A 15,458-nucleotide genomic window follows, 5' to 3' on the forward strand; every position below is an offset into this window, starting at 1 on the left:
ACATCCCGATGACATGCGGCGAGGGCCTTCAGGGCCACGCTGATGGCGCAGGCTCACACTTGGCGGATGGCCTACTTGGCCTTTGTACAGGTCGAGGCGGTAAAGGCGCCGTCGGGCTGCTTCATGATGATGTCGAAGGACGGGGTCGTTTCGCCGTCCAGCGTCGCCTGCGTCAATGACAGCGAATTGCCGCCGGCCGTGTAGCCGCCAAGCGGCCCTAGCCAGGTGACAACGCCATTCGCATCCATCTGATAGTTGTAGCCCTGCTGGGCGGCGCCGAAGGTCACCGGGCCGGTATAGACATTTCCCTTGATGGTGATGTCGCCGAGGTTGAGGAACAGTCCAAGCAGGTAGACCTCGCAGTGATAGGTGCCGTCGGGCAATTTGCCGTCACTGAAATCGGCACACGCGCTTCCGGTCGCGGCGAACAGAAGCAGGATGCCAAGAATGCATGAAATGCGGGATTTTGGGCTGTCGCTCATCGCAGAGAGCTTGCCCCATTTTTGCATCGCGCCGCAACATTCCTTGTCCGCGAGGCTTCGGTCTGGGTCAAAAAATAGGCAAATGACTAAATTGGGCTAAAATTAGGCAAAACATTTTGTGCGCTGCGCAAAATTCCCTCAATGAATTTTTAACCGGCTCTCTTATCTGAAATGCATCTAATATAACAAGCCTATGATAAAACTGCACTTTTACCGGTTTTGCGATGGAGTCATCGCAGTTGGCACGGGGGTTGCATTGTATGGCTGCGGTGCAATCAACCAGCTTGGAGTGTGCAATATGAGGGGCAGTTTCTCGACAATAACAAAGATGTTTTCGGTCAGCGCCGTCGCCGCCGGCCTGATGATGTCCGTTCCAGCAAGGGCGGCGGACGATACGATCAAGGTCGGTATTCTCCATTCGCTTTCGGGGACCATGGCGATCTCGGAGACGACCTTGAAGGACGCGATGCTGATGCTCATCGACGAGCAGAATGCGAAGGGCGGCCTGCTCGGCAAGAAGCTTGAGGCGGTGGTTGTCGATCCGGCATCCAACTGGCCGCTGTTCGCCGAAAAGGCGCGTGAGCTGATCTCGAAGGACAAGGTCGCGGCGGTGTTCGGCTGCTGGACCTCGGTGTCGCGTAAGTCGGTGTTGCCGGTCTTCTCCGAGCTCGACAACATCCTGTTCTACCCCGTCCAGTACGAGGGCGAGGAAAGCGAGCGCAACGTGTTCTACACGGGTGCGGCGCCAAACCAGCAGGCCATTCCGGCTGTCGACTATCTGATGAGCGCCGATGGCGGCTCGGTGAAGCGCTGGGTGCTTGAAGGCACCGACTATGTCTATCCGCGCACCACCAACAAGATCCTCGAAGCCTATCTGAAGGCCAAGGGCGTCGCGGCCGAAGACATCATGACCAACTACACGCCGTTCGGATTCTCCGACTGGCAGACCGAGGTTTCGGCGATCAAGAAATTCGGCTCGGCCGGCAAGAAGACCGCTGTCGTCTCGACGGTCAACGGTGACGCCAACGTGCCGTTCTACAAGGAGCTTGGCAACCAGGGCGTCAAGGCCGAGGACATCCCGGTCATGGCCTTCTCGGTTGGCGAGGAAGAGCTTGCCGGTCTCGATACGGCGCCGCTGGTCGGCCATCTCGCCGCCTGGAACTATTTCGAGAGCGTCGATACGCCCGAGAACAAGAAGTTCATCGCCGATTGGCACAAATTCATCAAGAACGACAAGCGCACCACCAATGACCCGATGGAAGCCCACTACATCGGCTTCAACATGTGGGTGAAGGCGGTCGAGAAGGCCGGCACCACCGATCCCGACAAGGTCATCGATGCGATGGTCGGCGTTTCCGTGCCGAACCTGACCGGCGGCTACTCGACCATGATGCCGAACCATCACATCACCAAGCCGGTGCTGATTGGCGAAATCCAGGCTGACGGCCAGTTCGAGACGGTGTCGCGGACACCCGGCCTGGTGATGGGCGACGAGTGGTCCGACTACCTGCCAGACTCCAAGGACCTGATCTCCGATTGGCGCGCGCCCTTGTCTTGCGGCAACTTCAACGTTGCCACCGGCAAATGCGGCGGCAAGGGAACCAATTGATCCTCCCAGGGCTGGACCGTCAGGCCCATGCCCAAGACCGCGTGCGTCCGGACGGTTTCCTCCACTGTCCGGACGCCCAGTTCAACCTTCAGGGTTACCAAAAACCGATGAACGTGTTTCGTGCGATTGGCCTGGCGCTGTTGTTCCTGCTGGCGACGTTGTCGTCGTCAGGTGCGGCGGAAGCGGATCTGCGCGCCATCATCGCCAAGTTCGCCACGGCCAAGGGTTTTTCGGAGACGGGTGCTGTCGTTCATGAATTGTCGGCGACAGGCGATCCGGCTGTGGAGCGGCCGCTCGCGGCACTTGCCGACGGCAATCTCTATGTCCGCACGGCCGATTCACTTGTGTTTGTCGGCAAGGAAACCGGCGAGACCGTTGCGCTCTTCGATCCGCTGAGCGGTGAAGCCTCCGGTGACGCCGCCAAGGGCGACATCACCAAGATCAAGGTCAACAACACGCTGCGCCGCGCCATCCGCGACGCGCTGGGCACGCTGACGCTGGGTGCCAAGGATCCGGCCGTGCGCATTGCCGCAGCCAGCACCATGTTCAAGACGCCGGATGCCGTGAACATCGAGCCGCTGGACAGCGCGATTGCCAGTGAGACGGTTGCAAGCGTCAAGGCACTGCTTGAGCAGGCGCGCGCGGCCTCAATCCTGGTCTCGGACAGGCCGGAGGCCGACAAGCTTGCCGCGATCGAACTCATCGCCGCACGCGGCGACCGCGATGCTGTCTCGTTGCTGACCTCCGTCGAGGCCAGTGCCTCGGGTGCGGTCAAGGATGCGGCGACGGCAGCGATCGCCAACATCAATTCGACGCTGGCTTTCTGGGATGCCGGTCAGAACATCTGGTATGGCATCTCGCTGGGCTCGGTGCTGCTGCTGGCTGCGATCGGGTTGGCCATCACCTTCGGCGTCATGGGCGTCATCAACATGGCGCATGGCGAGATGGTGATGCTGGGCGCCTACACCACCTTCGTCGTCCAGCAGGTCATCCGCACGTCCTTTCCTGGCCTGTTTGACTGGTCGCTGGTCATCGCCCTGCCGCTGGCTTTCTTGGTTGCCGCGCTCGTCGGCCTGGCCATTGAGCGCGGCGTCATCCGTTTTCTCTATGGCCGCCCGCTGGAGACGCTGCTCGCCACATGGGGCGTATCGCTGATCCTGCAGCAGGCGGTGCGCTCGATCTTCGGGCCGACCAACCAGGAAGTCGGCAATCCTTCCTGGATGTCAGGTTCCTTTGACGTCGGGCAGCTTGCCATTACCTGGAACCGCCTCTGGATCCTGGTTTTCGCGCTCAGCGTCTTCGCGGTCCTGCTCTATGTGATGAAGCGGACCCCATGGGGGCTGCAGATGCGCGCCGTCACCGCCAACCGGCGCATGGCCGCCTCCATGGGCATCAAGACGCCATGGGTTGATGCGCTGACCTTCGCGCTGGGGTCCGGCATAGCCGGCATCGCGGGCGTGGCGCTGAGCCAGATCGACAATGTCTCTCCCAATCTCGGCCGTGGCTACATTATCGACAGTTTCATGGTCGTGGTTTTCGGTGGTGTCGGCAATCTCTGGGGCACGCTGGTCGGCGCCTTCTCGCTCGGCATTCTCAACAAATTCCTCGAACCCTATGCGGGTGCCGTGCTCGGCAAGATCGTCGTGCTGGTGCTGATCATCCTGTTCATCCAAAAGCGCCCGCGCGGCCTGTTCGCGCTCAAGGGCAGGGCGGTGGAAGCGTGATGTCAGGACGCTTCTTTGCCGCTGGTGCGGACCGCCGCATCGCCATCACGGTTCTCATCCTGCTCGCGGTTGCCATCGTCGTGCCGCTGCTCAATCTGGCGGTGTCGCCGACCAATACCTTCTATGTGCCGTCCTACATCGTCGCGCTGACCGGCAAATATCTCTGCTATGCGCTGCTCGCGCTGGCGCTCGACCTTGTCTGGGGTTACTGCGGCATCCTCTCGCTCGGCCATGGCGCTTTCTTCGCGCTCGGCGGCTATGCGATGGGCATGTACCTGATGCGCCAGATCGGCTCGCGCGGCGTCTATGGCAATCCGGTTCTGCCTGATTTCATGGTGTTCCTGAACTACAAGGAATTGCCCTGGTTCTGGACCGGCTTCGACCATTTCTGGTTCGCGGCGATCATGGTGATTGCGGTGCCCGGCCTGCTCGCCTTCGTCTTCGGCTGGTTCGCTTTCCGCAGCCGTGTCACCGGCGTCTATCTCTCGATCATCACCCAGGCGATGACCTATGCGCTGCTACTCGCCTTCTTTCGCAACGACATGGGCTTTGGCGGTAACAATGGCCTGACCGATTTCAAGGACATCCTCGGCTTCAACGTGCAGGCAGACGCGACGCGTTCGGCGCTGTTCGCCGCCAGCGCGGTGATGCTGGCGCTTGCCGTCTCCGTCACCTGGGCAATCGTCGGCTCGAAATACGGCAAGCTGCTGATGGCGGTGCGTGATGCCGAGAGCCGAACGCGCTTCCTCGGCTGGCGGGCGGAGAACGTCAAACTGTTTGCCTTGACGGTCTCCGCTGTCATGGCCGGCATTGCCGGCGCGCTCTACGTGCCGCAAGTCGGCATCATCAATCCAGGTGAGTTCGAGCCCTCCAATTCGATCGAAGTCGTGGTCTGGGCGGCTGTTGGCGGGCGTGGCACCATCGTCGGGCCGATCATTGGTGCGCTGCTGGTCAATGCCGGCAAGTCCTGGTTCACCGGCGTGCTGCCGGAATTCTGGCTGTTCGCGCTTGGCGGGCTGTTCGTTGCCGTGACGTTGCTTTTGCCCAAAGGCATCATCGGCATGTGGGACAGCTGGCGCGGCAACGCCAAGGCAATGCGGGCGGTCTCCGTCGCGGCCGAAGCCGGCACCGGCACGGGCATCGACATCACGCCGCCAAAGGCTGTGCGTGCCGCGGCAAGAACGCCCGGCGAATGGTCCTCGCCCGAACCACAGCCGGCGGAGTAGGGCGATGAGCAAGTCCAACACCATCCTCTATCTCGACGGCGTCTCGGTCTCCTTCGACGGTTTTCGCGCCATCAACAACCTGTCGCTGGTGCTCGACAAGGGCGAGATGCGCGCCATCATCGGCCCTAACGGCGCTGGCAAGACGACTATGATGGACATCGTCACCGGCAAGACGCGGCCGGACGAGGGCGAGGTGTTCTTCGACGGCCAGGTCGACCTGACCAAGCATGACGAAGCCGAGATCGCCATGATGGGCATCGGCCGCAAGTTCCAGAAGCCGACCGTCTTCGAAAGCCACACGATCGAGGAAAACCTGATGCTGGCGCTGAAAGGCCCACGCTCGATCTTCCCCGCGCTGTTCCATCGCGGCTCGGCCAAAGAGGCACGGCAGATCGATGACATCCTCGGCATCATCCGTCTCGGCGACAAACGTGAAGATCTCGCCGCCAATCTCAGTCACGGACAAAAGCAGTGGCTGGAGATCGGCATGCTTCTGGCGCAGGACCCGAAACTGCTTCTGGTCGACGAGCCGGTGGCCGGCATGACCGACGCCGAGACCGAGGAAACCGCGCGTCTGCTGAGGGATATCGCACGGGACCATTCGGTCATTGTCGTCGAGCATGACATGCATTTCGTGCGCGAACTTGGTGTCAAGGTCACCTGCCTGCATGAGGGCTCGGTGCTCTCCGAAGGCACGCTTGATTTCGTTTCGGCCGACGACCGTGTCGTCGAAGTCTACCTGGGGAGATGAGCATGGTCTGGCGGGTTCCGTTTCATCGTTTCGACCTTTCGTTCCTCAAGCGCTGGATCAGGCGCTGAGATGCTCGAAGTCTCTGATGCCACGCTCCACTATGGCGCCGCCCAGGCGCTGCGCGGCGTGTCGCTGAAGGCGGGCGCGGGCAAGATCACCTGCGTGCTTGGCCGCAACGGCGTCGGCAAGACAAGTTTGATGAGATCGATCGTCGGCCACCATCGGCTGACGAGCGGAAGCGTTGCCTTCGAGGGGAAGGCGCTCGACCGGAGCGCGGCGTATGACCGCGCCCGGTCGGGCATCGCATTCGTGCCGCAAGGCAGGGAGATTTTTCCACTGCTGACTGTGCGGGAAAATCTGGAGTCGGGTTTCGCGCCGTTAAAACGCGCTGACCGCAATGTGCCTGCCCATGTCTTCGAACTGTTCCCGGTGCTGAAGCAAATGCTCGGCCGCCGTGGCGGTGATCTTTCCGGCGGCCAGCAGCAGCAGCTTGCCATAGGCCGGGCGCTGGTGATGCGGCCGAAATTGCTGGTGCTGGATGAGCCGACCGAAGGCATCCAGCCGTCGATCATCAAGGATATCGGGCGCGCCATCCGCTATCTGCGCGACCAGGCCGGCATCGCGGTGCTGCTGGTCGAACAATATCTCGACTTCTGCCGCGAGCTCGCCGACGAGGTCAACATCATGGATCGTGGCCAGATAGTGCACACTGGCCCGGCCGAAGATCTCGACAGGGCGGACGTCCGCAAGTTTCTGACCGTCTAGAGGTCCTGACGCGGCCGCAAGCCCATGACGGGCCTCGACATTTCTCCGGCCCATCGGATCACGACCCTGGCATGTCGACCAGTGCGTGCTAGTCTTGGCTTGGCCCTGTGAGTCGGCCGCTTCGCGTATCAGTCTGATTTATTGCGGATCGAGGCAAAGTGCGGGCGCACGCTGGCAAGTTCCACGCAAGCAAGGCTACCTAGCTTCCCTCCTGTGATCTGTTTGTCGTTCAACGCGTTTGAGCACACAGGCTAAGGGACAGCCATGCAACGTTTCGTCGAGGACTATCAGAAGCGACGCCTTACCGAGCGCGTCGACATCATGACGGCGATCAATATCCTGAGATCACAGGGCTACGATCGCGAGGACCTGATCGAGGAGATCACCAAAGTTTTCTATGTCGATCTCGATGCCTACAATGAGGTGGTCATGGCAGCGTAAGGCTGCTTTTCCTCATAATCGCTCCACAGCAAAGTCCGGCGGGTCAAGCCCGCCGCGCCATATAGGCGACTAGCCCACGCGCCGGAACGGCGAGGCGGTGACGCGGTTGCGGCCGCTGCGCTTCGCGGCATAGAGAGCCTTGTCGGCAGCGCTCAACACCTTGTCGAAGCTGGTGCCTTCCTTGCTGCCGAAAGCAAATCCAGCACTGACCGTGCAGGTCACGGAACCTGTCTCGGTTTCGATCCGGTGCGCGGCGAATGCAGCCCTTATATGCTCGGCGGTTTCCTCCACCGTTTCAGGCAGTGTCCGTTTCAGCACCAGGGCGAATTCCTCGCCACCCATGCGTGCGGCGACATCGGCCGGACGAAGATTGTCGGAGAGCTTCCTGGCGAAGACCTTCAGCACCGCATCGCCGGCGGCGTGCCCAAAACTGTCGTTGATGGCCTTGAAACTATCGAGATCGAAAACCACCACCGCGGTGAAGGCGCCGACCGGGGCGTTGCCATGCAAGTCGAACAGGGCCCGGCGATTGAGCAGGCCGGTCAGCGGGTCGGTCAGAGCGTTGTGACGATGATGCCTGGCCAGCCGCCCCTGATTGAGCGCCAGCGACAATGCGCCGATACCGGTCATGCTGGCGATGACGACGATGAGGCTCAGTTCCTCGGCCCAGTTGCTCGGCGCGTGGCCAAGGATCAGTTTTCCGTCCCAGGCAAGAACCAAGGCGCAGAGTGCGAAGGATGCGGCGGTGGCGGAATAGAGCGCCGTGATGCCAATCGTCAGGGCAGGGGCCTCGTCGCGGCCCTTCCAGTATTCGTAGGCCGTGGCGAAGAGGAGCAAGGCCGCGAACATGTTTTCGAACAGAAAGCCGAGGCCATCATAGCCGAGCGCCATCGGCGGCAGCGCGGCCCCCAGGGAAATACCGCTGCCAATCAGCATCCGCCGCATCGGCGATCCGCCCGTCCTGAATTGATAAGCGGCGCCCAGCATGGCTGAAAAGCCGAGCAAGAGGAAAGCCAGGGTCGCAACGCCAAGCAGGCGCCCAGGCATCTCGATATAGGCGTCATAGACAAAAATGTCGCCGACCACCAAAAGCAGGCTGATCGCCCAGGTCAGCAGGAAGCGCTCCGAGCGAGCGGTCAGCCACATGCCAAACAGCGTCAGGCTCAGGCAGGCGGCGGAAAAACCGACCGCCAGCAGAAGTGAAGTGTAGTCGAGCGACATGCCCCTCGTTCCCAGCCGGTGGCGGTTCCAGCTCTGCCACTTGGCGTGACTGGATTCATGCAGCAAGGAAGTGTCGATAAGGTTACGATGGCGCTGAATATGCCACGTTTCAAAGCCTTGCTACGCTTGGAACGCATATGAGACGCGCTCTGAGCGTAGACTGGGCCACCAGACGTTGGTCAGGCCGTCACCCGCTCCATCAGTGCCATCGCGCCGAATGGCGCACGCACCTTACCCTCGGTGATGAAGTAGACGAACACGTCGCGCGGCTGCAACGGCGCATCGGTCGCGGGATCGGCGCGCCGTAGATCAGCCGGTTGCTTGCCCTCTGCCCATGTCTTGACCCGCGCGGCCCACTCGTCGAGCCCCTTCGGTGTGTAGCAGTCGGTATTGTCGTCACTGCCGGTCTGCAGGCGCGCATAGACGAAATCACCGGTAACGTCGGCGATATCAGGGTATTTGGCATGGTCAGCGTAGACGATTGCCGTCTTGTATTTGCGCACCAGAGTGGCGAATTCCGGCACGATGAAGCTGTCATTGCGGACTTCGACCGCGTGGCGCAAGGCAACACCATCCTGTTTTTCCGGCAACAATTTAAGGAAGGCCTCGAAATCATCCGGGTCGAATTTTTTGGTCGGCGCGAACTGCCACAGGATCGGACCGAGTTTCTCGCCCAAGGCCGCAACGCCCGAACCGAGGAAGCGCATCATCGACTCGCCCGCCTCGCCAAGCACGCGGCGATTGGTGACAAAGCGATTGCCCTTCAAGGCATAGACAAAACCGTCAGGCGCTTCGTTGGCCCACTTGACGAAGGTCGGCTCCTTGAAGCTGGAATAGTAGGTGCCGTTGACCTCGATGCTTGGTACTTGGCGGGAGGCATATTGCAGCTGCTTCGCCTTCGATAGCTTGTCCGGATAGAAGGACGTGTCCCAGGGCTCGAAGGTCCAGCCGCCCATGCCGGAGCGGATTGTTCCTGATTTGCTCATTGTCGTCCTCCCGAGTTCTGAAAGATCAGGCCTCTGTGGCCTTGCCGATTGGTTTGGCCATGTCGACGAGTATCCACCCTGGCCGATAGGGATTGGCCCGGCGACCCGTTTCGCGATAGCCGTAAGCGAGATAAAGCGCGATGTTTCGCTCCATCTTGGCGTTGGTATAGAGCCGCACTTCAGGCAGACCCCAGAGACGGGCCTGTTCATCGGCGTGATTGAGCAGCGCGGTGCCGAAGCCCTTGCCCTGAAAGCCAGGCGCGACGGCGACCGAGAAGATCATTGCGTGGTCGGGATGGCGTTCGAGCGTGATCAGTCCTGCAAGCTCGTCGCCGCTCTCCAGAAGCCAGACCTCTCCTTCGGTTATGCGCGGCGCGTAATCCTCGGTAACCGGCATGGGCGGTGCGCCGAACAGCGCTGTGTATGGCGCGTAAGCAGCCGTGGTCAGTGAGACAACGATTGGTAGATCGGTGGCAAGCGCCTTTCTGATCCTCATTTGATCCTCCGGACGCTGCATGACTGCTCGCTCACTCCGCCGCTTCGCGCTTGCCTCCGGGGCGCCGCTCCAGAAGCTCCTTGAGGAACTGGCCGGTGTAGCTGCGCTTTTCGCGCACGATGGCTTCCGGCGTGCCGGATGCCACCAGTTCGCCGCCACCGTCGCCGCCCTCGGGGCCGAGGTCGAGCACCCAGTCGGCGGTCTTGATCACTTCAAGATTGTGCTCGATGACCACCACCGTGTTGCCCTGATCGACCAACTCGTGCAGCACTTCCAGGAGTTTCGCGACATCATGGAAATGCAGGCCGGTGGTTGGCTCGTCCAGAATGTAGAGCGTCTTGCCGGTCGCCTTGCGCGACAGTTCCTTGGCCAGCTTGATGCGCTGCGCTTCACCGCCGGACAGTGTCGTTGCCTGCTGGCCGATGTGGATATAGCCGAGGCCGACCTGCTTCAGCGTCTCCAGCTTGTCGCGCACGCCAGGTACGGCGGCAAAGAAGTCGACGCCTTCCTCGACCGTCATGTCGAGCACGTCGGCGATCGACTTGCCCTTGAACATCACGTCGAGCGTTTCGCGGTTGTAACGCTTGCCATGGCAGACGTCACAGGTGACGTAGACGTCGGGCAGGAAGTGCATCTCGATCTTGATGACGCCATCGCCTTGGCAGGCTTCGCAGCGGCCGCCCTTGACGTTGAACGAGAAGCGGCCGGGCTGGTAGCCGCGCGCCTTGGCCTCCGGAAGACCCGCGAACCAGTCGCGGATCGGCGTAAAGGCGCCGGTATAGGTCGCCGGGTTGGAACGCGGTGTCCGGCCGATCGGCGATTGGTCGATGTCGATGACCTTGTCGAGGAACTCGAGGCCTTCGATGCGGTCGTGTTCGGCCGGATGCTCGCGCGAGCCCATGATGCGGCGCGACGCCGCCTTGAACAAGGTCTCGATCAGGAAGGTCGACTTGCCACCACCGGAGACGCCGGTCACGGCGGTGAAGGTGCCGAGCGGAATTTCAGCGGTAACGTTCTTCAGGTTGTTGCCGCGCGCACCGACCACCTTCAGGCGCCGGTTCTTCTTGGCCTCGCGCCGCGCACCTGGCGTTGCCACCTCCAGTGCGCCCGACAGATATTTGCCGGTGATCGAATTGGGATTGGCCATCACCTGCTGTGGCGTGCCTTGCGCGATGATCTCGCCGCCATGGATGCCGGCGGCCGGACCCATGTCGACCACATAGTCTGCATGAAGGATCGCATCTTCGTCGTGCTCGACGACGATGACCGTGTTGCCGATGTCGCGCAGGTGCTTCAGCGTGTCGAGCAGGCGCGCATTGTCGCGCTGATGCAGGCCGATCGATGGCTCGTCGAGCACATAGAGCACGCCGGTCAGGCCGGAGCCGATCTGCGAGGCCAGGCGAATGCGCTGGCTCTCGCCGCCCGACAGCGTGCCGGAATTGCGCGACAGCGTCAGGTAGTCGAGCCCGACGTCGTTGAGAAAGCGCAGCCGCTCGCGGATCTCCTTGAGCACGCGCACCGCGATCTCGTTCTGCTTGTCGTTGAGCGATGCCGGCAGGTCGGTAAACCACTGGTCGGCCTTGCGGATCGACAGTTCGGTTACTTCGCCAATGTGTTTGCCGGCGATCTTCACCGCCAGCGACTCGGGTTTCAGCCGGTAGCCTTTGCAGACCGGGCAGGGCGTGGCCGACATAAAGCGCTCGATCTCTTCGCGCATCCAGGCGGATTCGGTTTCCTTCCAGCGGCGCTCAAGGTTTGGAATGACGCCTTCGAAGGTCTTGGTGGTCTTGTAGGAGCGCAGGCCGTCATCATACTGGAAGGTGACTTCGCGCTCGCCGGTGCCGCGCAGGATCGCCTCCTGCGCCTCGGTGGTCAGGTCCTTGAACTTGTCGCCGAGCTTGAAACCGTAGGCCTTGCCGAGCGCATCAAGCGTCTGCGAATAATAAGGCGAGGTCGATTTCGCCCACGGGCTGACGGCCCCGTCGCGCAGCGAGACATTCTCGTCGGGCACGATCAGGCTGGCGTCGATGGCGCGTTGGCTGCCGAGACCGTCGCAGGTCGGGCAAGCGCCGAACGGGTTGTTGAAGGAGAACAGCCGCGGCTCGATTTCGGGGATGGTGAAGCCGGACACCGGACAGGCGAACTTTTCCGAGAACAGGATGCGCTCATGCGTCTCGTTCTTCGACTTGTTGACCGAGTCCTCGCCGGTCTGGCTGGCGTCGAGCGGCTTGTCGGCGAATTCCGCGACGGCAAGGCCATCGGCGAGCTTCAGCGCGGTCTCGATGGAATCTGCCAGGCGCGTCGCCAGATCACCGCGCACGACGATGCGGTCGACGACGACGTCGAGGTCATGCTTGTATTTCTTGTCGAGCGCCGGAACGTCAGCGATCTCGTAGAAGACGCCATCGACCTTGACGCGCTGAAAGCCCTTCTTCTGCAGCTCCAGCAGTTCCTTGCGGTACTCGCCTTTGCGGCCGCGCACCATCGGCGCCAGGATGAACAGGCGGGTGCCTTCCTCGATCGCCAACACGCGGTCGACCATCTGGCTGACCGTCTGGCTCTCGATCGGCAGACCGGTGGCCGGCGAATAGGGAATGCCGACGCGCGCGAACAGCAGGCGCATATAGTCATAGATTTCAGTGACGGTGCCGACCGTCGAGCGCGGATTTTTCGAAGTGGTCTTCTGCTCGATGGAGATGGCAGGCGACAGGCCGTCGATCTGGTCGACATCCGGCTTCTGCATCATTTCGAGGAATTGCCGGGCGTAAGCCGACAGGCTTTCGACGTAGCGGCGCTGGCCTTCGGCATAGATGGTGTCGAAAGCGAGTGATGACTTGCCGGAACCCGACAGGCCGGTCATGACAATCAGGCTGTCACGCGGCAGGTCGAGATCGACATTCTTCAAATTGTGTTCGCGCGCCCCGCGAATGGAAAGAAATTTATGGTCGGCCATCGCCGGTCGCCGCCTCAGGTCTGGAATTCATGGGATAGGCGGGTTCTTCCCGGCCATCCCCTATGTAGGTCTTTTTGCCGCCACGTCGAGAGAAGCCACAACTCTCGACAAAAACCGTTTAACCGCCTTTCGCGCGGGCGAGCAAGCGGAAAGAACAAAGGCTGAACACGCTCCTGACAAAACCTGTGTATCGAGTGGGCGCTTGAGGCCGGTTGCCGATCACGTTTTTTGTAACCGGCTATTGAAAGGTTGACGTCTGGGCGTCGCGGGAGCAGACTTCAGAAGTCAACGGAGCCGGCCGTCTTTCGATGGCCTCGCCGCCCAGAGGCGGCCTGCGAGACGCCGCGGGCTTTTGCGATTAGCGCTTCGGACGACAAAAGTCGCAACGGACAGAGGAGCGGAGCCATGACGCCACCGGATAGTCCCCCAGGGTTCCAGGTATCACTGGAGCCGCGGCAGGCATAAGTGCCAGGGTTTAGCGTTTTCGCCACCCGACAAACCGTGACCTGCCGATCCCCACGAAAATCAGAGACTGTTTGTCGGATCGTCGGCTGAAGCCGCGTAGCATCCGAAATCAAAAGTCGGTAAAACATTCCCGACGAAAGTGGATTTGATATCCATAAAGCCCCGTCCGTTTGCGGAAGCAGCGGCGGGGCTGTTCATTTGTGCGGTATGTCGGGTTGTTCAGGACGGCTAGGATCGTGCTGCAAGGGCCGGCTGACCCTTTGGTCTGCTATCGCTGCGAAGCTTTGGCGCCGCCGGCACCGACATCGATGGTTATGCTGCCGGAAATCCTGACGTCGGTATCGCCGACCTTGAACTGAGTTCCACCAGTGCCCGGCGCGGCGTCATCCGGCTCGGGCACTGGAGCTGGTTTGGCGATGCGGTAGTCGCCAGTCACGCCCGGCAAGGCATTGTTCGACGCCGCGTTATCGGTGGCAATCGCAGCGCCAGTCAACGTGATCAAACCTATGAAAGCGCCGGCACAGGAGCGGAAAATTCGAGTGGAAATGCTGTCGATCATGCGTCAACTATAGTGCCCAGGCGCCGGCGATGCCAGACTTCAGCCGTTGAACTCTTGGTCATCGCCGCGGCGCCGGTCACCTTCCGGTCATGCCACGTTCCGTCATGCCGCCTGCTTGCGCGTGTCGAAGACGTGGTCGACGATGCCCCAGGCCTGGGCCTCGCGGGCAGTCATGAAATGGTCGCGGTCGAGCGTGCGTTCGACTTCTTCGTAGCTGCGGCCGCAATGCTGGGCGTAGAGTTCCGTCATATGCCGTTTTGTCCGCCCGATGCGCTCGGCGTGGCGCAGGATGTCGGAGGCCTGGCCCTGGAATCCGCCCAGTGGCTGATGCAGCAGGATGGTGGCGTTCGGCAGGGAGATCCGGCGCCCGGGCGCGCCCGCCATGAGCAGGAACGACCCCATCGAAGCGGCAAAGCCCATGCACACGGTGGAAACAGGGCAACTGACATATTGCATGGTGTCGTAGATGGCGAAGCCGCTGGTCACCACGCCGCCGGGCGAGTTGATGTAGAGCGATATCTCCTTTTCGGGATTGTCCGATTCCAGCGACAGGAGTTGCGCGCAGACCAGCGCCGAGGTGTCGTCGTTGATCTCGCCGTTGACGAAGATGATGCGCTCGCGCAGCAATCGGGAAAATATGTCGAAGGCGCGCTCGCCGCGGCTCGACTGCTCGATCACCATCGGCACCAGATTGGCAATGCCAGCCATCGCTTGGTCTCCTTTGTCAGGCTGTTTTGATAAGTGTTTGAAATATTTTCGAAGTCACGCCGCAAGCGACATGAGGTAAGGGCTGTTCGCGGCAAGGGCCGGCGTCGTGCTGCTGGCGGCGCGCAGCGAAAGCCGGCAATCGGCTCCAGCCACGGTGATCGACGAATGGGCAACCAGCGCAAAGCCACCGTGGATGATGCGCAGATGGGTGCCGCCGGATGTGGTGCGATCGAGCGTGAAGGTGACGATGCTGTCAAATGCCGTGTCGGTGTCTTTCTCCCGCCCGGAGCCTTTCTCTCGCCAGGAGTAGCGCAGCAGCCGTCCCGGCTCGGCATCCAGAACCTGGCATTCAATCGGGGCATCAGCCTTGGCGAAGGCGAAGCGGTTGCCGATTTCGGGTTTGATGTCGTTCGGCATCATCCAGGCGGCTAACAGTTCCGGCACCGTCAACGCCCGCCAAACTTTTTCCGGTGGCTCCGGCAAATCACAGGTGAACTCGATCGCGTCGGGTGCCGCCTTCGCCCGAGAAGTCGAATGAGCTTGTTCCGTCATTGGTCCATGTCCTTCAAAACAGTCTTCAGCTTCTCGATCCGTTCGGGCCAGAAGGTCCGGTAGCGCTCGATCCAGCCGAGCAGGGGGCTGAGCCCTTGCGGGTCGGCACGATAATAGGCGTTGCGGCCGGCGCGCCGCTCGACGACGAGGCCGGCGCCGCGCAACACCGCGAGGTGTTGCGACACGGCCGGCTGCGACACCGTCATGCCGCTGCGCAATTCCGACACGGTCATCTCGCCGGCGGCCAGCCGTTCAAAGACGGCGCGGCGTGTCGGGTCGGCAAGGGCGCGGAAAATCTCGGCTTCGATCATGGCAAAAGCATAAGTCGATACTTATTGATTTGGCAAGCGGTGTTTTGGCGCCCATATGAATCGGACCAGCATCTCCCGACGATTGCTGACATTCCTTGACAGCGGGTGCTAATAAACCTAGAACGAAAAGAGAACAAAAACCTTGTGGGAAAAGGCAGCCACAGCAGGCGGGGATGGTCCGCAGCCTGTAAGGTGCGCCAACAAAAAAT

The 15,458-nt window shown here is 61.3% G+C and carries 15 protein-coding genes; 6 read left to right on the forward strand and 9 right to left on the reverse strand.

Annotated features, from left to right (window positions below; translation table 11 throughout):
• Window positions 1-71: 71 nt before the first annotated feature.
• On the reverse strand, window positions 72-482 hold the full coding sequence (locus tag GA829_RS20330; RefSeq protein ID WP_195174470.1) for a hypothetical protein: 411 nt from the start codon (window positions 480-482) through the stop codon (window positions 72-74).
• Window positions 483-780: 298 nt separating this feature from the next.
• Between GA829_RS20330 and urtA the strand changes: the two genes are divergently transcribed.
• The 6 genes from urtA to GA829_RS20360 all read left to right on the forward strand — a co-directional run bounded on the left by urtA (window position 781) and on the right by GA829_RS20360 (window position 6,998).
• Complete coding sequence (gene urtA, locus GA829_RS20335) at window positions 781-2,091, forward strand: urea ABC transporter substrate-binding protein (protein WP_195174471.1); 1,311 nt, start codon at window positions 781-783, stop codon at window positions 2,089-2,091.
• Window positions 2,092-2,198: 107 nt separating this feature from the next.
• Complete coding sequence (gene urtB, locus GA829_RS20340) at window positions 2,199-3,815, forward strand: urea ABC transporter permease subunit UrtB (protein ID WP_195174472.1); 1,617 nt, start codon at window positions 2,199-2,201, stop codon at window positions 3,813-3,815.
• Window positions 3,815-5,041 (forward strand): urea ABC transporter permease subunit UrtC, encoded by a 1,227-nt coding sequence (urtC, locus tag GA829_RS20345; RefSeq protein ID WP_258051795.1) that lies wholly within the window; start codon window positions 3,815-3,817, stop codon window positions 5,039-5,041. Before urtB ends, urtC begins: the two co-directional genes overlap by 1 nt.
• Window positions 5,042-5,045: 4 nt before the next feature.
• Window positions 5,046-5,792: an urea ABC transporter ATP-binding protein UrtD gene (gene urtD, locus GA829_RS20350; protein WP_195174474.1), complete on the forward strand. Its 747-nt coding sequence runs from the start codon at window positions 5,046-5,048 to the stop codon at window positions 5,790-5,792.
• A gap of 69 nt (window positions 5,793-5,861) precedes the next feature.
• On the forward strand, window positions 5,862-6,557 hold the full coding sequence (gene urtE / locus GA829_RS20355; protein WP_143975559.1) for an urea ABC transporter ATP-binding subunit UrtE: 696 nt from the start codon (window positions 5,862-5,864) through the stop codon (window positions 6,555-6,557).
• A 264-nt stretch (window positions 6,558-6,821) separates the two neighbouring features.
• The gene (locus tag GA829_RS20360) at window positions 6,822-6,998 is read left to right on the forward strand and encodes a hypothetical protein (protein WP_195174475.1); all 177 of its coding nucleotides are present in this window, start codon (window positions 6,822-6,824) and stop codon (window positions 6,996-6,998) included.
• 69 nt (window positions 6,999-7,067) lie between these two features.
• On the opposite strand, the gene GA829_RS20365 is transcribed toward GA829_RS20360, so the two are convergent.
• The 8 genes from GA829_RS20365 to GA829_RS20400 all read right to left on the reverse strand — a co-directional run bounded on the left by GA829_RS20365 (window position 7,068) and on the right by GA829_RS20400 (window position 15,249).
• Complete coding sequence (locus GA829_RS20365) at window positions 7,068-8,219, reverse strand: GGDEF domain-containing protein (RefSeq protein ID WP_195174476.1); 1,152 nt, start codon at window positions 8,217-8,219, stop codon at window positions 7,068-7,070.
• A gap of 179 nt (window positions 8,220-8,398) precedes the next feature.
• Complete coding sequence (locus tag GA829_RS20370) at window positions 8,399-9,205, reverse strand: DUF72 domain-containing protein (RefSeq protein ID WP_195174477.1); 807 nt, start codon at window positions 9,203-9,205, stop codon at window positions 8,399-8,401.
• Window positions 9,206-9,230: 25 nt separating this feature from the next.
• Window positions 9,231-9,701, reverse strand: coding sequence for a GNAT family N-acetyltransferase (locus GA829_RS20375; RefSeq protein WP_195174478.1), 471 nt, complete (start codon window positions 9,699-9,701; stop codon window positions 9,231-9,233).
• 31 nt (window positions 9,702-9,732) lie between these two features.
• Entirely contained in the window at window positions 9,733-12,654 is a 2,922-nt protein-coding gene (uvrA, locus tag GA829_RS20380) for an excinuclease ABC subunit UvrA (protein WP_195174479.1), read from the reverse strand.
• Between the two features lie 733 nt (window positions 12,655-13,387).
• Window positions 13,388-13,612, reverse strand: a complete 225-nt coding sequence (locus GA829_RS20385) for a hypothetical protein (RefSeq protein WP_195179900.1) — start codon at window positions 13,610-13,612, stop codon at window positions 13,388-13,390.
• Between the two features lie 168 nt (window positions 13,613-13,780).
• Window positions 13,781-14,386 (reverse strand): ATP-dependent Clp protease proteolytic subunit, encoded by a 606-nt coding sequence (locus GA829_RS20390; RefSeq protein WP_195174480.1) that lies wholly within the window; start codon window positions 14,384-14,386, stop codon window positions 13,781-13,783.
• Window positions 14,387-14,440: 54 nt separating this feature from the next.
• Window positions 14,441-14,938 carry an SRPBCC family protein gene (locus GA829_RS20395; RefSeq protein ID WP_195174481.1) on the reverse strand — a complete coding sequence of 166 codons (498 nt, stop codon included), beginning with the start codon at window positions 14,936-14,938 and terminating at the stop codon, window positions 14,441-14,443.
• Entirely contained in the window at window positions 14,935-15,249 is a 315-nt protein-coding gene (locus GA829_RS20400) for an ArsR/SmtB family transcription factor (protein ID WP_195174482.1), read from the reverse strand. Before GA829_RS20400 ends, GA829_RS20395 begins: the two co-directional genes overlap by 4 nt.
• Between the last annotated feature and the right edge of the window lie 209 nt (window positions 15,250-15,458).

Origin of the sequence: Mesorhizobium sp. INR15, from assembly GCF_015500075.1 — a bacterium.
Lineage (GTDB): Bacteria > Pseudomonadota > Alphaproteobacteria > Rhizobiales > Rhizobiaceae > Mesorhizobium.